The following is a 17,284-nucleotide window of genomic DNA, read 5'->3' as shown; positions in this document are numbered from 1 at the left end:
GCCAGGAGAGTTTCAAAGCTTCTCGGAAAGCTCGGTACGCATTGCCGTCCACTCCTCGGCGATCGTGCCTGTGCCGACCGTCTTGCCGGCGCGTCGATACCAATAGCCGGCGTTCCAGTCATCGCCTTCGACATGGTGGCAAAGGGCATGGCCCCAATCGAAGGGCTGCTCGCCTTCATGGTTCTGGCAGATTTCGTGAACCACCTCCCACTCCGCGCCCATTTTAAAGCCGCTGGCAGAGAGGCGATCAAATGCCTCGATCAACCGCGCAAGATCCTGTTTCGGCATGAGACCCTCTCCCGCAAAGTTCTCCCTCTATAACAGGCGCCGGCTCGAAATCCGAGACGGCGCCTGCCTTTCTTCAATCGCGCAGATTGATGATGTCGTTCATCAACCCGCCCGTACCGTTGTGGATGGTCAGGTGACCAACCTTGCCGGCGATGGTTTCAAGAGCCTCCAGCTCCTTCAGACGCAGCATGACCGGATTTTCGGCCATGACCTTTGCCGTGTTGAGGAGCGAACGCGTGGCATTCGTTTCCTCACGGCGGCGAATGACGTTCGCTTCGGCCTGCTTCTCAGCCGCAACGACCTGGTTGAGGATCTCGCGCATTTCGCCCGGCAGGTCACATCCTTGAGTTCGATACCGGAGACCTCAATACCGATCGTCGCCATGTCCTCGCGGACCTTCTCGGCTGCCTCAGTATTGATCGTCACCTTACGCTCAAGAATCTGATCAAGCGTCAAGGCTGCCAAGCGTGCGGCGGCTGTACTAGCGCTGGGCCAATTGCGTCTACAAACGGACCGGCAGAATCAACGACGCCGACCATTTTGTGGCCGGCGTCTGTAATCTTTTGGATCGGTAAGCCGGTTACCACCACTTGGCCGGCGTGAACTTGCCGGCGGCCTGTTCGATGACATGGGCGGTTTTGAAAAGGGTTTCCTCGTCAAAGGCCTTGCCGATGAGCTGCAGTCCGAGCGGCAKGCCCTTATGGTCCAGACCGGCGGGAACGGCGATGCCCGGCAGGCCGGCCATGTTGACCGTCACCGTGAAGATATCGTTGAGGTACATCTTTACCGGATCGGCAGCGAGGTTCTCGTCGGCGACACCGAAGGCGGAGGACGGAGTAGCCGGCGTCAGGATGGCATCAACGCCGGCATCGAAGGCGAGTTCGAAATCGCGTTTGATCAGCGTGCGAACCTTCTGGGCGCGCAGGTAATAGGCGTCGTAATAGCCGGCCGAGAGCACATAGGTACCGATCATGATGCGGCGCTTGACTTCCTGGCCGAATCCGGCGGCGCGCGTCTTCTCGTACATCTCAAGGATATCCTTGCCGTCGACGCGCAAGCCGTAGCGCACGCCGTCATAGCGGGCGAGGTTCGAAGAGGCTTCGGCGGGGGCTACGATGTAATAGGCCGGCAGAGCATATTTGGTGTGCGGCAGAGAAATGTTGACGATCTCGGCACCAGCATCCTTCAGCCAGGCAATGCCCTGTTGCCAGATGGCTTCGATCTCGTCGGGCATGCCGTCGACACGGTATTCGTTCGGGATGCCGATCTTCATGCCCTTCAGCGACTGGCCGATGGCGGCTTCGTAATCCGGTACCGGCAGGTCGACCGAGGTCGTGTCCTTGGCATCGACGCTTGCCATCGATTTCAGCAGGATAGCGGCATCGCGAACGTCCCGGGCGATCGGGCCGGCCTGATCGAGAGAGGAGGCGAAAGCAACTGTGCCCCAGCGCGAGCAACGACCATAGGTCGGCTTGATACCAACGGTACCGGTAAAGGCGGCCGGCTGGCGGATCGAGCCGCCGGTATCGGTTGCAGTCGCTCCGGCACAGAGATGGGCGGCAACGGCTGAGGCCGAACCACCGGAAGAACCGCCCGGTACGAGCTGCTGGTTGGAGCCTGCCGCGCGCCAGGGGTTGATGACCGCGCCATAGTGCGAGGTTTCGTTGGAGGAGCCCATCGCGAACTCGTCCATGTTGAGCTTACCGAGCATGACGGCGCCGTCATCCCATAGGTTCTGGGTTACGGTGGATTCATAACGTGGTTCGAAACCATCGAGGATATGGCTGCAGGCCTGGGTGTGCACGCCCACGGTTGCGAAGAGGTCCTTGATACCGAGCGGAATGCCTTCGAGATCGCCCGCCTTTCCGGCGGCGATGCGCTCGTCGGAATTCTTTGCCATGACGCGTGCAAGATCCGGCGTGACCTTGATATAGGCGTTAAGGTGACCATTGGCCGCGTCGATAGCCGAGATATAGGCCTCGGTCAGTTCGGTTGCGGTGATTTCCTTGCCGCGCAGCTTCTGGCGGGCTTCGGCAATGGTCAGGCTGGTGAGTTCGCTCATCGTTTTTTCGCTTCAGATCTGGAAATGGCAACAGGGTCGGAAAGAGGCGGTCAAAACCTTATTCGACGACTTTCGGCACCAGGAAGAAATTGTGGTCGGTTATCGGCGCATTGGCAACGACATCGGCGGCCTTGTTGCCGTCATTGACGACATCGGTGCGCTTCTTCATGTCCATCGGCGTTACCGAGGTCATGGCCTCGACACCCTCGACATCAACTTCGGAAAGCTGCTCGACGAAGCCGAGGATGCCGTTCAACTCACCGACCATGCGATTTGCCTCTTCTTCCGAGACGGCAATACGAGCAAGGCGCGCAACGCGCTTAACGGTGGCGAGATCGACGGACATGGCATTCTCCGGATAGGAATTTTCCTACCGCTATAAAGACCATGTCCGTCCTGTGCAACGGGTTTGCCTTTTCGGCAACGCATAATTCCAGCCCTCAAATCCTTGGGTATTTGAGAGCTTGGGCTTCAGAGCGACAGGCTTTCGCCGGGCTTAGGCGCCTTCACTTGCGTCTTCGAGGCTTCCATGCCGGCAATGAATTTTTCCGGCGTCTGGTCGATGATCGGGAAGGTGCCGTAGTGGCAGGGGATCGCCGTCTTGAAGTTGAAGTAACGCTGGCAAGCGAGAGCTGCCACCGCGCCACCCATGGTGAAGCGGTCGCCGATCGGAACGATGCCGATGTCCGGCTGGTGCAACTCGTTGATCAGCGCCATGTCAGAGAAGATATCCGTGTCGCCCATGTGGAAGAGGCTCGGTTCATCCTCGAAATGCAGTACGAGACCGTTCGCGCTGCCGAGCGAATGCGAAACGCCGTCTTCGGTGGTCTGCGCGGAGGAATGCAGCGCATTGGTGAAGGTGGCGGTGAAGCTGCCGAGCGGGACCGTGCCGCCGGTATTGCCCATTTCGAGCTTGTCGACGCCCTTGGTCCCGAGCCAGGAAGCAAGGTCGGCATTGGCGAGAACGATGGCGCCGGTATCCTTGGCAATCTGGACGGTATCACCGACATGGTCGCCATGGCCGTGCGTCAGCAGGATATGGGTGATACCGTTGGTCACGTTCTTGATATCCTGGCCGACGAAGGACGAATTATAGGTCAGGAAGGGATCGATCAGGATTTTGGCGGCTTTCGTTTCGATACGGAAAGCAGAATGGCCGAGCCAGGTGATCTTCATGAAAAGTCTCCTTGATTATGTGGTGCGAAAGACGATTTCGGGACCAGAGCAGTGCGACGCCCTTAGCGGCGGAAAACCGTTTCGCACTTTTCCTCGAATTGCTCTAAGGACATAGCCGATATGGCCGCAAAGAAAAGCGGTGGGAACTTCAATTTCTCTTGACGGGATGACAGAGCAATGACGGTGCTGACGATCGAGGAACTGGCCGAAACGATCGGGCCTGGACAGGCAATCGCCGGCCTCGATCTCGGCACCAAGACGATCGGGCTTTCCATGTCCGATCTCGGTCGCCGCTTCGCCACGCCGCGCCCAGTCATCAAGCGCGAGAAATTCACCATCGATGCCGAGACCCTGCTGGCCTTTGCCACGAAAGAAAAAGTCGCAGCCTTCGTCATCGGCCTGCCCATGAACATGGATGGATCGGCAGGGCCGCGCGTGCAGGCGACGCGGGCCTTCGTGCGTAACATGGAGCAGAAAACCGCTCTTCCCTTTGTCTATTGGGACGAGCGGCTGTCGACCGTGGCCGCCGAACGGGCCTTGCTGGAAATGGATGTTTCGCGGGCAAAACGCGCCGAACGGATCGATTCCGCAGCGGCGAGCTTCATCCTTCAGGGAGCGCTCGACAGGCTTTCCTTGCTGGCGAGATCTGTCGACGATCCCGAGGCGTGACGCGCCTTCCACCAGGCGGCGATCTGACGGCGCTTGCGGAAGCCCATGATGGCGAAGACGACGAGGCTGTCGACCGCAATCGCGCGGGCGACGAGCGGTGGGATTTCCTGCGGCGGAAGGCCGAGCACCTTGCCGTAGAGCTGGAAAGTCAGGTCATGGACCTGCCGCGTCAGCATGAAGATGCCGAAGTTCAGATCGTAATAAGAAAGCCAGTACCAGCCCGCCAGGAAGACGATCGGACCGGCCCAGAAGATCAGAAACCACTTCATGCGGCCTCTCCTTCGTGCTTGTGCAGGACCGGCATTTCAAAGGAAACGAGCCGGACCGACGATGCCATGATGCAGAGTACGAGCGTTGGCACGGCGATATCCAGCGCCAGCACAGCGAAAAACATCATCGCCGCGAGAAGCAACGCGGTTCTGGCGATTCTGGTTCCCATGACTGAACTCGGGTCCACACTCGTTACATTTCTACTGTAGACCACACTGGCGAGTTAACCGGCACCAGGCAACGTAAACCAATTGTTAAGGTTAACGGGCGGACGGAGCCTGTGGATTACTCAGCCGTAAACGCCGCGCACCAGCCGCTTCAGCGCTGTTGCCGCCTTCTCCCAGTCCTTGGCGTTCTTCAGCACCAGGCCCGCGCACTGACCGCCTGCGGCAGCAGAAAGCACCAGATGCTGGATCGACGCAAAGATCAGCGCATTGACGGCTGCGGTGTCGATGCCCTTCGGAGGCGCCAGCGAGCCGCGCATGCGATCGAGCCACTGGCCGAGCGCCTTGGAGCGCGCTTCGGAAAGCCGCCTCACCTGCTCGGTATTTTCGGACACTTCCCAGGCGACGATGCGGCGCATCAGCGGATCGTCGCGCAGCGCTTCCAGGAAAAGCAGCGCCAGCCGCTCCATGAGGTCGCCATAAGTCAAGAGGAACATGCCGCCGGTATCTTCGGGGATGCGGTCCTTGACCCAGTTGCCGAGATCGGCGCCGATCGCCTCGACGAGACCATCGAGACCGCCATAATAACGGTAGATAAGTTGCTTGTCGCAGCCGGAGCGGCGGGCGACGGCATTGATGCCGAAATTCTGGAAGCCTTCTTCGGCCAGCAGGTTCTTGGCCGCCTTCAGGATGGCGCGCTCGGTGGCGCTTCTATCGCGGATACGCTTTTCAGGCTCAGCGGCACTCGTCTGTTCGAGCACGGCCACGGCAGTTTCATTCAGCATTCGGTCAACCCCGGTCTGTCACCAATCGGTGAGTAACAGTGGAATTTTCCACCTACAATCCTATCTTATTGAGAAGACTGTGGATATTGATGGTCTTCAGCTCTGCTAACGCTGGCGGGCGGCCCGGCGRCATTTTTCACCCGATGCAACGCCCCGAGAAATCTTGGCCATGCGGTTGATCGCGATGGACGAACCCGGCATAGCTGCATTATGAACAGAGACGACAATTTCTGCTAAGGCCTTGCAATGGTGAATTATATCGAAGCCTCCTCCGCGCCGCCGAAAAATACGGGCGCCATCAGGCTTTATGGCCCTGAAGCATTCGAGGGAATGCGCAACGCGTGCCAGCTGACCGCACGCTGCCTCGATGCGCTTGCCGACATCGTCAAGCCAGGTCTCGCAACCAATGAAATCGATCGCTTCGTTTTCGAATTCGGCATGGATCACGGTGCCTATCCGGCAACGCTGAACTATCGCGGCTATACGAAGTCCACCTGCACCTCGATCAACCATGTGGTCTGTCACGGCATTCCCGACGACAAGCCGCTTCGCGAGGGCGATATCGTCAACATCGACGTGACCTTCGTCGTTGATGGCTGGCATGGGGATTCGAGCCGGATGTATCCGGTCGGCCAGGTCAAGCGCGCTGCCGAACGGCTGCTCGAAGTGACCTATGAGTCGCTGATGCGTGGTATCGCCGCCGTGCATCCCGGCGCCCGCACCGGCGCGATCGGCGAAGCGATCCAGACCTACGCCGAAGCCGAGCGCTGCTCCGTGGTGCGCGATTTCTGCGGCCATGGTGTCGGCCGCCTTTTCCACGATTCGCCGAACATCCTGCATTACGGCCGCGCCAATGAAGGGCCGGAACTGCGCGAAGGTATGATCTTCACCATCGAGCCGATGATCAATCTCGGACGCCCGCACGTGAAGGTACTAGCTGACGGCTGGACCGCCGTGACGCGCGACCGGTCGCTATCAGCACAGTACGAACATACGATCGGCGTGACCGCAAACGGCTGCGAAATCTTCACGCTTTCGCCCGCCGGCCTCGACCGGCCGGGCCTGCCACCGCTCAACGGGTGACATTGTCGATGGCGAAAGGGCCCGTTCCGCAGGCTGGCGATGACGAACTGCCTTTCGACACGGACGACGATCTCGTGGCAGACGAACGGGCGTTTTTCGGACAGCCGTCAAAGGCTGCAGCTCCCGCCAAAAAAACCGCCCTGCCCGTCAAGGAAGAGCATTATCACGGCCATCGCGAGAGGCTGCGCAACCGCTTCCGCGAACATGGCGATACGGCGCTTGCCGATTATGAAATCCTCGAACTCCTGCTTTTTCGGCTGATCCCGCGCCGCGATACGAAGCCGATCGCCAAGGCATTGATCGACCGCTTCGGCTCGCTTGCCGGCGTCTTCGGCGCACCTGCAGCACTGCTGCAGGAGGTCAAAGGCGTCGGAGAGGCAGTGGCGCTCGATCTGAAGCTGATATCCACCATTGGCCATCGCACGCTGAAGAGCGAGCTGAGGGATAAGCAGGTGCTTTCTTCGTGGTCGTCGGTCATCCAGTATTGCCATGCGGCAATGGCGCATGAAACGCGCGAGCAGTTCCGCATTCTGTTCCTCGACAAACGCAATACGCTGATCGCCGACGAGGTGCAGGGGCGCGGAACCGTGGACCACACACCTGTCTATCCGCGTGAGGTGGTGAGGCGGGCGCTTGAGCTTTCGGCAACGGCGCTGATTCTGGTGCACAACCATCCGTCGGGCGACCCCACCCCATCGCGCGCCGATATCGACATGACGAAGATGATCATCGATGCGGCAAAACCGCTCGGTATCGCCATCCACGATCACATCATCATCGGTAAAGACGGACAGGCAAGCCTCAAAGGCCTGCGTTTGATATAAGAACACGGCTAAGGCATGAAAAAGCCATCTTGGCATTCTTCAAGCTGAGCGACTGACAACAGGACGGGAAATATGGGCATTTCTCTTGGTCGCTTGTACGCGCCGCCGAGCCTTCAATCGCTGATAAGGCTGACACTTCTGCTGCTCGTCGTTACCGTTCTCTATCTCGGTTACCTGCAGCTTTCGACCAATGTGCATGCGGTGGTCGATGGCCAGGTCTACCGCTCCGCTCAGCCCTCCCCTGCAAAGCTCGGCGAACTCGTCAAGGAGTATGGCATCAAATCCGTACTGAACCTGCGCGGCGACAGCAGTGGCGAGGCCTGGTATGACAAAGAAGTCGCCGCAGCGAAGGGCCTCAATGTCCAGCATATCGATTTCCGCATGTCTGCGACGAAGGAACTCTCCATCGAGGAAGGGCGCCAGCTGATGGCGATCATGGCCGCCGCACCGAAACCCATGCTCATTCACTGCAAGGCCGGCGCCGACCGTACGGGGCTGGCTTCAGCCATCTACGTAGCCGGCGTTGCCAAGGAAGGCGAGATGGCAGCTGAATCGCAGATCTCGTTGACGTATGGCCATTTGTCGCTTTTCTTCATCGGCGCCTATGCGATGGACCGCACATTCGAGCGACTTGAGCCGATGTTCGGCTTTTTGAACTCCTAAACTGCGCCGAATTACAAACTGTAACATTGACCGGCTACCGATGAACGCGCGACATTTCGCGTCGCAATATGATTCCAATTCCAGTTCGGGGCTAAATGATGTTCCAGTACGATCTCGTGGTAGTAGGCAGCGGTCCGGCAGGGCGCCGTGGCGCGATCCAGGCTGCAAAACTCGGCAAGAAAGTGCTGGTCATCGAGCAGGGAAAGCGTGTCGGCGGCGTGTCCGTCCATACCGGCACGATCCCTTCCAAGACGCTGCGTGAAACTGCACTCAATCTTTCCGGCTGGCGTGAGCGCGGCTTTTATGGCCGCAGCTACCGCGTCAAGCAGGAAATCAGCGCCGAAGACCTGCGCCGCCGGCTGCTGATCACGCTCGACCACGAAGTGGAAGTGCTCGAACACCAGTTTGCGCGCAACCGCGTGCAGCATATTCGCGGCAAGGCGAGCTTTATCGATTCCACGACATTGCAGGTCATCAAGGACGACGGCGAAACCATGACGGTGACCGGCGCCAGCATTCTGCTCGCCGTCGGCACCAAGCCCTTCCGGCCCGACTACATGCCCTTCGACGGCAAGACCGTGCTCGATAGCGACGAGTTGCTCGATATGGAGGAATTGCCGCGCAGCATGGTCGTCATCGGCGCCGGCGTTATCGGCATCGAATATGCAACGATCTTTTCGGCGCTGGATACGGCCGTAACCGTCATCGATCCGAAATCGACCATGCTCGACTTCATCGACAAGGAAATCGTCGAAGACTTCACCTATCAGCTGCGCGACCGCAACATGAAGTTGCTGCTCGGCACGAAGGCTGAGAAGGTTGAACGACTCGATAGCGGCAAGGTGCAGCTTACGCTCGATAGCGGCCGGCATCTCGTGACCGACATGGTGCTTTTTGCCGCCGGGCGTATGGGCGCCACCGATACGCTGAACCTGCACGCAGTTGGTATCGAAGCCGACAGCCGTGGCCGCCTGAAGGTCAATCCCGAGACTTTCCAGACCTCGGTACCGAATATTTATGCCGCCGGCGATGTCGTCGGCTTCCCGAGCCTTGCGTCCACGTCGATGGAGCAGGGCCGCATCGCAGCGCGCGTCGCAATCGGCGCCGTCGCTAAGGAGCCGCAGAAATATTTCCCCTACGGCATTTATGCCGTGCCGGAAATCTCAACATGCGGCCTGACGGAAGAGGAAATGAAGGAGCGCGGCATTCCCTACGAATGCGGCATCGCCCGGTTCCGCGAAACCTCGCGTGGCCACATCATGGGCCTCGAGACCGGCCTCCTGAAGCTGATCTTTTCGCTGAAGACGCGCCGACTGCTCGGTGTACACATCGTCGGCGAAGGTGCCACCGAGCTGGTGCATATCGGCCAGGCCGTGCTGAACCTGAAGGGTACCGTCGAATATTTTGTCGAAAATACCTTCAACTACCCGACGCTTGCCGAGGCCTACAAGATCGCCGGCCTCGACGCTGGGAATCGAATGGGCGACATCAAGTCAGAGCTCTGAGGAAGCGAGGGATTTCCCTCGTCTTTCATGCTGGGACCTGAGAGCTGCTGGTCCGCGGGCTTTGTACCGACTGCGGCGAGGCCGTCGAAACATTGTTGGCGACGATCAAGAGGTCCTCGAACTGCCTATATCCTATGTCAAAAGATATTGGTAAGGTCGGCGCTGCTCGTGCCTTGCGTTATTCTATTGCGTTTTGTTAATCGCCTTCCCAAGTATGGTGCGCGCCTTTCGACAGCATGAAACCCATGTCTTAGACCGGCCTGCGACGCCATCAAGGTCCGGTGTGCAGCCAACAACGAAAGATAATTATTTTGGCCCAAATTTCAGAGGCTGCTCGCAGGCGGTTTCAGCTCATCCTGATAAAGCCGTCGCATTATGACGACGACGGCTATGTGATTCGTTGGTGGCGGGCGATGATTCCGTCCAATTCGCTGGCCGCCATCTACGGGATTGCCGCCGAATGTGCCGAGCGGCAGGTGCTTGGGGCCGACACCGCCATCGACATCACCGTCATTGACGAGACAAATACGCGGATCGATTTTGCGGCGCTGATCTCCCAGTTCAAACGCAATGACAATTTCGGGATGATCGCGCTTATCGGCGTCCAGTCCAACCAGTATCCCCGTGCGCTCGATATCGCCCGCCCGTTCCGCGATGCCGGACTGCCGGTTTCGATGGGCGGCTTCCATATCTCGGGATGCCTGTCGATGCTGAGTGGCGACGCGATCGGCCTCGAGGAATGCCGCAAGATGGGCGTTTCCATGTTTGCCGGCGAAGCCGAAGGGCGGCTGGAGATGGTGCTGCGCGACGCAGCCGCCGGCGAGCTGAAACCGCTCTACAATTTCATGAACGATCTTCCCGGCATCGGCGGCACACCGGTGCCTTTCCTGCCGAAGGACAATATCCAGCGCACGCTCGGCCTCAGCACCAGCTTCGATGCGGGCCGCGGTTGTCCCTATCAATGCTCGTTCTGCACAATCATCAACGTGCAGGGCCGCAAATCCCGCTTCCGCTCGGCTGACGATGTGGAAAAGCTGGTGCGCATGAACTGGGCGCAGGGCATCCATAAATTCTTCATCACCGACGACAATTTCGCCCGCAACAAGGACTGGGAAGCGATCTTCGACCGGCTGATCGAGCTCAGGGAAAAGGACGGTATTCCGCTCGGCCTGATGATCCAGGTGGACACGCTCTGCCACAAGATCCCGAACTTCATCGAGAAATCGAAGCGCGCCGGTGTCACGCGCGTCTTCATCGGTCTCGAGAACGTCAATCCGGATAATCTGACCGCCGCCAAGAAGAACCAGAACAAGATCACCGAATATCGTAAGATGCTGCTTGCCTGGAAGGCGCAGGGCATCATGACGCTCGCCGGTTATATTCTGGGCTTTCCGGCAGACACGCCGGAGTCGATCCGCCGCGACATCAAGATCATTCAGGAAGAATTACCGCTCGATGTCATCGAGTTTTTCATTCTGACCCCCCTGCCGGGCTCCGAGGATCATCAGGTTCTCTGGAAGAAGGGCGTCGAAATGGATGCCGATCTCAATATCTACGACGTTGAGCACGTCTGCACCGCGCATCCGAAGATGAGCAAGCAGGAATGGGAGAGCATCTATCAGGAGGCCTGGTCGCTCTACTATTCACCCGACCATATGAAGACCCTGCTGCGCCGCGCTGTGGCGTCCGGCATCAAGCTGAGCAGTCTCGTCAAGGTGCTGGTGTCGTTTGCGACGACCGTGCCGCTGGAGAACGTCCATCCGCTGCAGAGCGGCCTTATGCGCCTGAAGCATCCCTCGGAGCGGCGCCCCGGCCTGAAGCGCGAACATCCGCTGCTGTTCTGGCCGCGTTTTGCCTTCGACACGGCCCGCAAGCATATTTCCCTGGCCGGCACGATCATCGGCCTCAGCGTTTCGGCTTTCCTGATTGCACGCGAGGCCGGCGTCAAGAACTACATGGACAAGGCTCTGACACCGGTCGGTGAGGATGAGGAAGAGGTTCTCGACCTCTTCACCAAGACGGCCGGCGGCACTGCCGCCGTCAGCCATATCAAGAAGGTCGCCGAACTCACACACGCGCGCAAAGCCGTCTGACCGGGTCCTTAGAGCTAGAGCGCGGTGCGTCCAATCGGACGCGCTGCGCTCTAGCTCTTTGAATCTACGCATCGGCCAGCACGCGATCTGCGATTTCAGCGCCTGACCTTATAGCCTCAACAAAAAAGCCCTGCCGCATGCGGCAGGGCTTTTTGAATTTCAGTGCGAAGGAGCCGATTATTCGGCGCTGTCTTCGGAAGCCTTCTTCTTCGGAGCGGCCTTCTTCTTCGGAGCGGCTTCTTCGCCTTCAGCAACTTCTTCAGAAGCCTCAGCCTTGGCGGCAGCCTTCTTCTTCGGAGCAGCCTTCTTGGTGTCGGCCTTCTCGGAAGCTTCGCCTTCTTCGTCGGCGAGCAGCTCCTCCTTCGTCACCTTCTTGTCGGTGACGTCGATTTCGGTGAGCAGGTGGTCGATGACCTTTTCTTCGAAGATCGGAGCGCGGATCGAAGCGGCGGCACCCGGCTGGCTGCGGAAGAATTCGAGGATCTGCTTTTCCTGGCCCGGATACTGGCGCAGCTGTTCGTAGATCGCGCGCTGCATTTCGTCTTCGCTGACTTCGACGCCGGCCTTTTCGCCGATTTCGGAGAGAACGAGACCGAGGCGAACGCGGCGCTCAGCGAGCTTCTGGTATTCTTCGCGCGCCTGCTCTTCGGTGGTGTCCTCATCCTCGAAGGTCTTGCCGGACTGGGCGAGGTCGTTGCTGACCTGGTTCCAGATGCCGTTATATTCAGCTTCGACGAGCTTGGACGGGGTTTCGAACTTGTACATCTCGTCGAGCTGGTCGAGGATCTGACGCTTCAGCTTCTGGCGCGTCAGCGAGCCGTACTGCGATTCGATCTGGCCGCGGACAATTTCCTTGAGACGGTCAGCCGATTCGAGGCCGAGCTTGGTGGCAAGTTCATCGTTGATCTCGACGTCGGCCGGAGCAGCAACTTCCTTGACGGTGACGTCGAAGGTCGCTTCCGAACCGGCGAGGTTCTTGGCCGGATAATCGGCCGGGAAGGTGACATTGATGGTCTTCTCGTCGCCAGCCTTGAGGCCGACGAGCTGCTCTTCGAAGCCCGGAATGAAACGGCCGGAGCCGAGAACCAGTTCGGCATCCTGATCGGTGCCGCCGTCGAAGGCGACGCCGTCGACCTTGCCGACATAGTCCATCTTGACGCGGTCGCCGTTGGCAGCCTTGCCCTTCTTTTCGGCGTAGTCGCGGGCGCTTTCGGCGACCTTGAGAACCTGCTCGTTGACTTCGTCATCGGAAATTTCGACGACTTCGCGAACGACCTTGATGCCGTTGTTGGACTTCAGTTCGATCGGCGGAAGAACTTCGTAGGAGAGCGTGAATTCGAAATCCTGCTCGGCGGCGAGGATCTTGTCTGCCTCGTCCTTGTCTTCCGTCATGGCGATTTCCGGCTGGGTGGCCGACTTTTCGCCGCGGCTGGACAGGATCTGCGTCGGCTGGTCGCGGACGATCTCGTTGACGAGATCGGCCATAACGGACTTGCCGTAGAGCTTCTTGAGGTGACCGGCCGGAACCTTGCCCGGACGGAAACCATTGATGCGCACCTTGTCCTTTACGTCGGCAAGGCGTTCATTCATCTTGTTTTCCATGTCCTTGGCCGGGATAACGACCTTGATTTCGCGCTTCAGCCCTTCAGCGAGCGTTTCGATAACCTGCATGTCTTCCTACCTTCATTCAGTGACGGCCGTGCCCAGACGCCGTTCGTTTCGGTGAGCACGACGCCGGCCAACTGCCGCGCGTGGCTTTTTCTCAATTCCTGTTCGTTCCGTCCGAAGCGGAACAGCACTCGCTTTCCGGGTATCCGGGACAACCAAGTTCCAGTCCTCCCGCCCTGCAAGGCAGCTTGGTGCGGGTAGAGAGACTTGAACTCCCACGCCTTACGGCACCAGAACCTAAATCTGGCGTGTCTACCAATTTCACCATACCCGCGTTCGCAAAACCGCATGCATATGCCTGCACATGAGGCCTTCCGGAGCGCGGCGTCTCTATATCACCCGATTTAGAACAGGCAAAGGAAAAATGAACGGCAAATGACAGCGATTTGCGGGCAAAAGCGCATCGTTCCCATTACCGGCCTCGCCTCTCAATAGAGCGGCTCCTCATAGGCCGGTTTGCCGTCGACCACGAGGCTGCGGATCTGCGCAGCGCCGGAGGAGGAAATGCTTGCGGCAATGGAGACGACGCCCTCGTTGCGCGCCTCCTCCAGCGGCTTTCCTTCGCCTTCCGGCACGTAATAGCGTTCGATTCCGTATTCGACCCGGATCATGTCACCATTATCAGGCCCATAGCTGTAGAAAGGCACGCTGCGCAGGACGACTGTATCCGGCTGTGCCGGCAGTTCCTTAAACGACGATTCGACAATGCCCCAGAAGCCATCCTGCTGGCGCTTGAGGCGAACCCACAGGGTCTGCTCCCCCGCTTTCGCCGGAATGCCGCCAGTAACCGTCGAGACCGGGACCGACGATATGTCATAGTTCAGCACCACATAATCGCCACGCAGGAAATCGCGCGGATCCACGGGAGCGGTTTTGAGCAGCACTTCAGTGCCATTGGCCAGAATCGAAGCTCGGCTCTGAATGATGTAACCGAGGATCAACGTCTGCAGGCCGGCGACCAGGATTGCAGCGACGATATAGAAGCGGCCGGTTTGCGGTCTTGCGAAGGCAAAGCTCATGCGCGTTCCTCCACGCGGCCTGCCGCGAAGCGTCTTTCGAGGCGGATGACGACCCAGGCGACGGCTGCGACCACCAGGCCCGAGAACAGGAAGAGGCTGGACGTGCCGAGGATCGTGCCGACCGTCACCGAGGCAAGATAGAGCATTTCGGCTGCGAAGGCGCCATAGGCAAGGTAGCGTACCGCCCCATTGTCCCGGCCATGCAGCACGATCGCCACAACGGCGGCGCCAAGCGTCAGCAGACCAAGCACGACCATACGGCCGCCTTCGTCCATCTCCATATGAAGCAGGAACAATCCCATGATGGCGACGAGAAAGCTGTAGAATGCCGGAGCAGCGCCCGCCGATCTGACGAGCGTGGAAATCGGGGGGACAGGCAAGGCGGTCAGCAGGAAAGCCGCCATGCCGAAGACCGCGAAGGCAATCGCCACGGAAATCTCGTCAGTCAACACATAGAGCCAGGCCAGCCAGCCGACCACCAACAGATAAGCTAGATGACGGGCGCGGTCGGCGCCGGTGAAGCGCACCAGGCCGATGATAGCAGCCCCCATCACCAACGGCGCATAAGGGCCAAGGCCGAACCAGCGCGTATCGAAATTCTCAAGGTAGACGGCAAAGGAGGCCCAGGAGAGGAAGCCCGCGACGGCCGTCACCGCGGCCGAGCGGAAAAGAACCGCCGAAACGGTCGCCACCGCAAACCAGAGATACATGACCGTCTGTTCGTCGCCAGAGAGATGATACATCTGGCCGACGAGGGAGATGGCGCCGCCAAAGCTCAACGCGCCGATGATGAGCAGGCCGCTGGCGGAGGCCAGCGCACCACGCATAAGAAGAAGTGCAGCACCGATATGAACAGCCCAGATCAGCACCAGCATCAGACCGACACGGACGAGGCGCGGGATATACTCCCAGTTTGAAGCGACGAGCAGCAGCAGAGCCGCACCGAGTAGCACGGCTGCCAGCCCCATCAGCACGCGGCCGAGGCTGAAACTTGCCGGACGCGCATCGTATTCGGCAAGCAGCGCCTCTGCCGTCCCCTTCTGCAGAAGTCCCTTCTCCACCCAGAGCGAGAAATCCCGCTCCAATCTGCCGCGATACATGCCCTACCCCGCATTGATCCGCCATCTTCGGCTTTTGCCTTYATAGCGCAGGATTGCCTCGCGGAAACGCCGACATTCGAAATATGCAAATTCTTCACTGGTCTAAATTGGGTCGCTCGTTAACGAAATACTAACCGCACTATTACTAATATATGAGCATCGCAGGAAGGCATGCATGAGCCGCATAGCCCTCATGAATATATTGCACTGCAAAATACTCAAAAGTCATACTATTTACTGTACATCGAAGCACGGGGATGGCTCCCCGGCCCGGTTTTCCGGAAGCCTGCGGATGATATGTCCGTGATAAGATTCGCAGACGCGCACTCCTCCTCCCAGCGCCCTGCGATAGACTGGCAACACTCCTCCTCCCAGTTGCCAGTCACCATCATGACGCCCACCGGATCCTCCCCCGGTGGGCGTTTTGCTTAACAGGTGGTTAAACGATTAGGATGGTGGCTTTTCAGGCTTTCGCGTTAATCAGGGTGAAGCAATCGTTAAGCCGCTTGAGACGGTCGGGGAGCGCTTTGGAGCACGGGGCCCAATGTTCTTCGCCGTTGATGTATGGCGAAGTGCGCCTACAGGGAAAAGACTATTCGCGGACACCAAAGCCGACCAAATATCCATCCGCGAATGTGGCGGCGTGAGAGAAAATCATTCTGCCTATTCATTGACCAGAAAATGACCAAAGCGTGCAAATAACTGGTTGAGCCTTGCGAATCACGCATAGGTGACTTGAAATCTTGGCTCTGTTAGTTCTTCGCGGCGCAACATATATTCTGGCCATCAAATAGAGGTCAGCGCCGAAGACAGGCTGCTGGCAGGATCAAGCCCTAGGAAAGGGGATTAACATGAACTTCTCTCGCTCTTTCAATAACTGGCGCAAGTATCGTCAGACGATTACGGAACTTGGCCGCATGACCAACCGCGAATTGCATGACCTCGGCATCGACCGTTCGGACATCCATCGCGTTGCTCGCGAAGCTTCCGCCCGCTAAGTACGGGTAATCGCTGCTCCTCCCAAGCAGATTGCCTTCCCAAAACGCCTGCTGCCTCCGCAGCGGGCGTTTTCTTTTTGCCGGCTGGTCAGGCTGCCGCAAAAGTTGCGGAAGTATTAATTCTCGGCCCGCTCAAAAATCGCGCGCTGCATAATTAGCAGGCATAAGAGTGCACAATTGCATAGCAGCCGCCTTTTATTTGCACTGCACAATATCAGGGACCTCCACTATATAGATATCAACCGCAGAGACGGCGATCCCGCCGCTCGCGCAAGACATCCGAGGAAAAGACCATGAACCCGATCCGCATTGCAAAGAGCTGGATTAGCTACCGCCGCACGCTCAACGAACTGGGCAACCTGTCCAACCAGACCCTGTCCGATATCGGCGTCAGCCGTTACGACATCCGCAACATCGCATCCCGCTCGTTCCGCTAAATAGCGAGCAGACTATTATCCAAGACGGCGCCATCGGGCGCCGTTTTCGTTTTCGGGCTTTGCTGACGCCTTTGTCGGAACCCAACAGCCTTCCGGCAGTTCTCCTTCACGAAAGGAGACCATCCCATGACAAACGAACTCAACGCCGGTTTCACCGGCCAGCCGACGAACAAGCCCGAGGGCATTCGCAAGGCCGCTTCGAATACAGCCTCCGTAGTCAGGCGCGAGGTGCAGGCCGTTGCAACGGGTGCTGCCAATCATCCTCATACCGCAAGCTCCGTGGTTGTCGGTATCGGCCTGCTCGCTTTCAGCATCGGCTACCTGCTCGGCCGCCAATCCGTCGAGACGAACCGTTTCTGGAGGTGACATCGTGGCTGGAACTATTCTCGAAAAAGCAACGGATGATGCGCGGGCAGAAGACAGCCCGACGGCCGACGCGCGTCGGCGCGAAATTGCGGAGCAAACCTCCCAGGCCTTGAG

19 protein-coding genes, 1 tRNA gene and 1 pseudogene are annotated in these 17,284 nt (G+C 58.7%); 9 read left to right on the top strand and 12 right to left on the bottom strand.

Annotated elements, in window-relative coordinates; translation table 11 throughout:
- Positions 1-12 precede the first annotated feature (12 nt).
- From AC1D35_RS22340 to AC1D35_RS22320, 5 genes and pseudogenes are all read right to left on the bottom strand, one after another.
- A complete protein-coding gene (locus tag AC1D35_RS22340) occupies positions 13-288 on the bottom strand; it encodes a hypothetical protein (RefSeq protein ID WP_113295686.1) in 276 nt (91 codons plus the stop codon).
- 73 nt (positions 289-361) lie between these two features.
- Positions 362-753: pseudogene (locus AC1D35_RS22335) on the bottom strand (SPFH domain-containing protein); the annotation flags it as partial.
- A 115-nt stretch (positions 754-868) separates the two neighbouring features.
- Positions 869-2,350 (bottom strand): Asp-tRNA(Asn)/Glu-tRNA(Gln) amidotransferase subunit GatA, encoded by a 1,482-nt coding sequence (gatA, locus tag AC1D35_RS22330; protein WP_477940105.1) that lies wholly within the window; start codon positions 2,348-2,350, stop codon positions 869-871.
- 58 nt (positions 2,351-2,408) lie between these two features.
- A complete protein-coding gene (gatC, locus tag AC1D35_RS22325) occupies positions 2,409-2,696 on the bottom strand; it encodes an Asp-tRNA(Asn)/Glu-tRNA(Gln) amidotransferase subunit GatC (protein WP_113295688.1) in 288 nt (95 codons plus the stop codon).
- 125 nt (positions 2,697-2,821) lie between these two features.
- Positions 2,822-3,526, bottom strand: a complete 705-nt coding sequence (locus AC1D35_RS22320) for a metal-dependent hydrolase (protein WP_113311614.1) — start codon at positions 3,524-3,526, stop codon at positions 2,822-2,824.
- 177 nt (positions 3,527-3,703) lie between these two features.
- Here AC1D35_RS22320 and ruvX point away from each other — a divergent pair, with 177 nt between their 5' ends.
- Positions 3,704-4,195 (top strand): Holliday junction resolvase RuvX, encoded by a 492-nt coding sequence (gene ruvX, locus AC1D35_RS22315; protein ID WP_113311613.1) that lies wholly within the window; start codon positions 3,704-3,706, stop codon positions 4,193-4,195.
- Here ruvX and AC1D35_RS22310 read toward each other — a convergent pair.
- The 3 genes from AC1D35_RS22310 to AC1D35_RS22300 form a co-directional block, all read right to left on the bottom strand.
- Positions 4,135-4,464, bottom strand: coding sequence for a DUF6105 family protein (locus AC1D35_RS22310; protein WP_113311612.1), 330 nt, complete (start codon positions 4,462-4,464; stop codon positions 4,135-4,137). The genes ruvX and AC1D35_RS22310 overlap by 61 nt on opposite strands.
- The gene (locus tag AC1D35_RS22305) at positions 4,461-4,634 is read right to left on the bottom strand and encodes a hypothetical protein (RefSeq protein ID WP_477854091.1); all 174 of its coding nucleotides are present in this window, start codon (positions 4,632-4,634) and stop codon (positions 4,461-4,463) included. The genes AC1D35_RS22310 and AC1D35_RS22305 overlap by 4 nt, the downstream gene beginning before the upstream one ends.
- A gap of 120 nt (positions 4,635-4,754) precedes the next feature.
- Complete coding sequence (locus AC1D35_RS22300; protein ID WP_113311611.1) at positions 4,755-5,414, bottom strand: TetR/AcrR family transcriptional regulator; 660 nt, start codon at positions 5,412-5,414, stop codon at positions 4,755-4,757.
- 246 nt (positions 5,415-5,660) lie between these two features.
- Here AC1D35_RS22300 and map point away from each other — a divergent pair, with 246 nt between their 5' ends.
- The 5 genes from map to AC1D35_RS22275 all read left to right on the top strand — a co-directional run bounded on the left by map (position 5,661) and on the right by AC1D35_RS22275 (position 11,582).
- Positions 5,661-6,497: a type I methionyl aminopeptidase gene (gene map / locus AC1D35_RS22295; RefSeq protein ID WP_113295693.1), complete on the top strand. Its 837-nt coding sequence runs from the start codon at positions 5,661-5,663 to the stop codon at positions 6,495-6,497.
- 8 nt (positions 6,498-6,505) lie between these two features.
- Positions 6,506-7,321, top strand: a complete 816-nt coding sequence (gene radC / locus AC1D35_RS22290) for a RadC family protein (protein WP_113311610.1) — start codon at positions 6,506-6,508, stop codon at positions 7,319-7,321.
- A 72-nt stretch (positions 7,322-7,393) separates the two neighbouring features.
- Positions 7,394-7,984 carry a dual specificity protein phosphatase family protein gene (locus tag AC1D35_RS22285; RefSeq protein WP_113311609.1) on the top strand — a complete coding sequence of 197 codons (591 nt, stop codon included), beginning with the start codon at positions 7,394-7,396 and terminating at the stop codon, positions 7,982-7,984.
- A 98-nt stretch (positions 7,985-8,082) separates the two neighbouring features.
- Positions 8,083-9,489 carry a Si-specific NAD(P)(+) transhydrogenase gene (gene sthA, locus AC1D35_RS22280; protein ID WP_113295695.1) on the top strand — a complete coding sequence of 469 codons (1,407 nt, stop codon included), beginning with the start codon at positions 8,083-8,085 and terminating at the stop codon, positions 9,487-9,489.
- Between the two features lie 311 nt (positions 9,490-9,800).
- Positions 9,801-11,582 (top strand): radical SAM protein, encoded by a 1,782-nt coding sequence (locus tag AC1D35_RS22275; protein WP_113295696.1) that lies wholly within the window; start codon positions 9,801-9,803, stop codon positions 11,580-11,582.
- A gap of 177 nt (positions 11,583-11,759) precedes the next feature.
- On the opposite strand, the gene tig is transcribed toward AC1D35_RS22275, so the two are convergent.
- The 4 genes from tig to AC1D35_RS22255 form a co-directional block, all read right to left on the bottom strand.
- Positions 11,760-13,253, bottom strand: coding sequence for a trigger factor (gene tig, locus AC1D35_RS22270; RefSeq protein WP_113311608.1), 1,494 nt, complete (start codon positions 13,251-13,253; stop codon positions 11,760-11,762).
- A gap of 186 nt (positions 13,254-13,439) precedes the next feature.
- A tRNA-Leu gene (locus tag AC1D35_RS22265) sits at positions 13,440-13,524 on the bottom strand.
- A 154-nt stretch (positions 13,525-13,678) separates the two neighbouring features.
- Positions 13,679-14,269: a GDYXXLXY domain-containing protein gene (locus AC1D35_RS22260; RefSeq protein WP_113311607.1), complete on the bottom strand. Its 591-nt coding sequence runs from the start codon at positions 14,267-14,269 to the stop codon at positions 13,679-13,681.
- Positions 14,266-15,369, bottom strand: coding sequence for a DUF2157 domain-containing protein (locus AC1D35_RS22255; RefSeq protein ID WP_113311606.1), 1,104 nt, complete (start codon positions 15,367-15,369; stop codon positions 14,266-14,268). Before AC1D35_RS22255 ends, AC1D35_RS22260 begins: the two co-directional genes overlap by 4 nt.
- Before the next feature lie 851 nt (positions 15,370-16,220).
- Here AC1D35_RS22255 and AC1D35_RS22250 point away from each other — a divergent pair.
- From AC1D35_RS22250 to AC1D35_RS22240, 3 genes are all read left to right on the top strand, one after another.
- Positions 16,221-16,367: a YjiS-like domain-containing protein gene (locus tag AC1D35_RS22250; protein WP_113295700.1), complete on the top strand. Its 147-nt coding sequence runs from the start codon at positions 16,221-16,223 to the stop codon at positions 16,365-16,367.
- 293 nt (positions 16,368-16,660) lie between these two features.
- Complete coding sequence (locus tag AC1D35_RS22245) at positions 16,661-16,804, top strand: DUF1127 domain-containing protein (RefSeq protein ID WP_113295701.1); 144 nt, start codon at positions 16,661-16,663, stop codon at positions 16,802-16,804.
- A 126-nt stretch (positions 16,805-16,930) separates the two neighbouring features.
- A complete protein-coding gene (locus AC1D35_RS22240; protein ID WP_113311605.1) occupies positions 16,931-17,170 on the top strand; it encodes a hypothetical protein in 240 nt (79 codons plus the stop codon).
- Positions 17,171-17,284 lie beyond the last annotated feature (114 nt).

This window comes from Rhizobium sp. P1_E6 (assembly GCF_056405875.1).
This window is presented reverse-complemented; position numbering and strand designations above follow the sequence as displayed.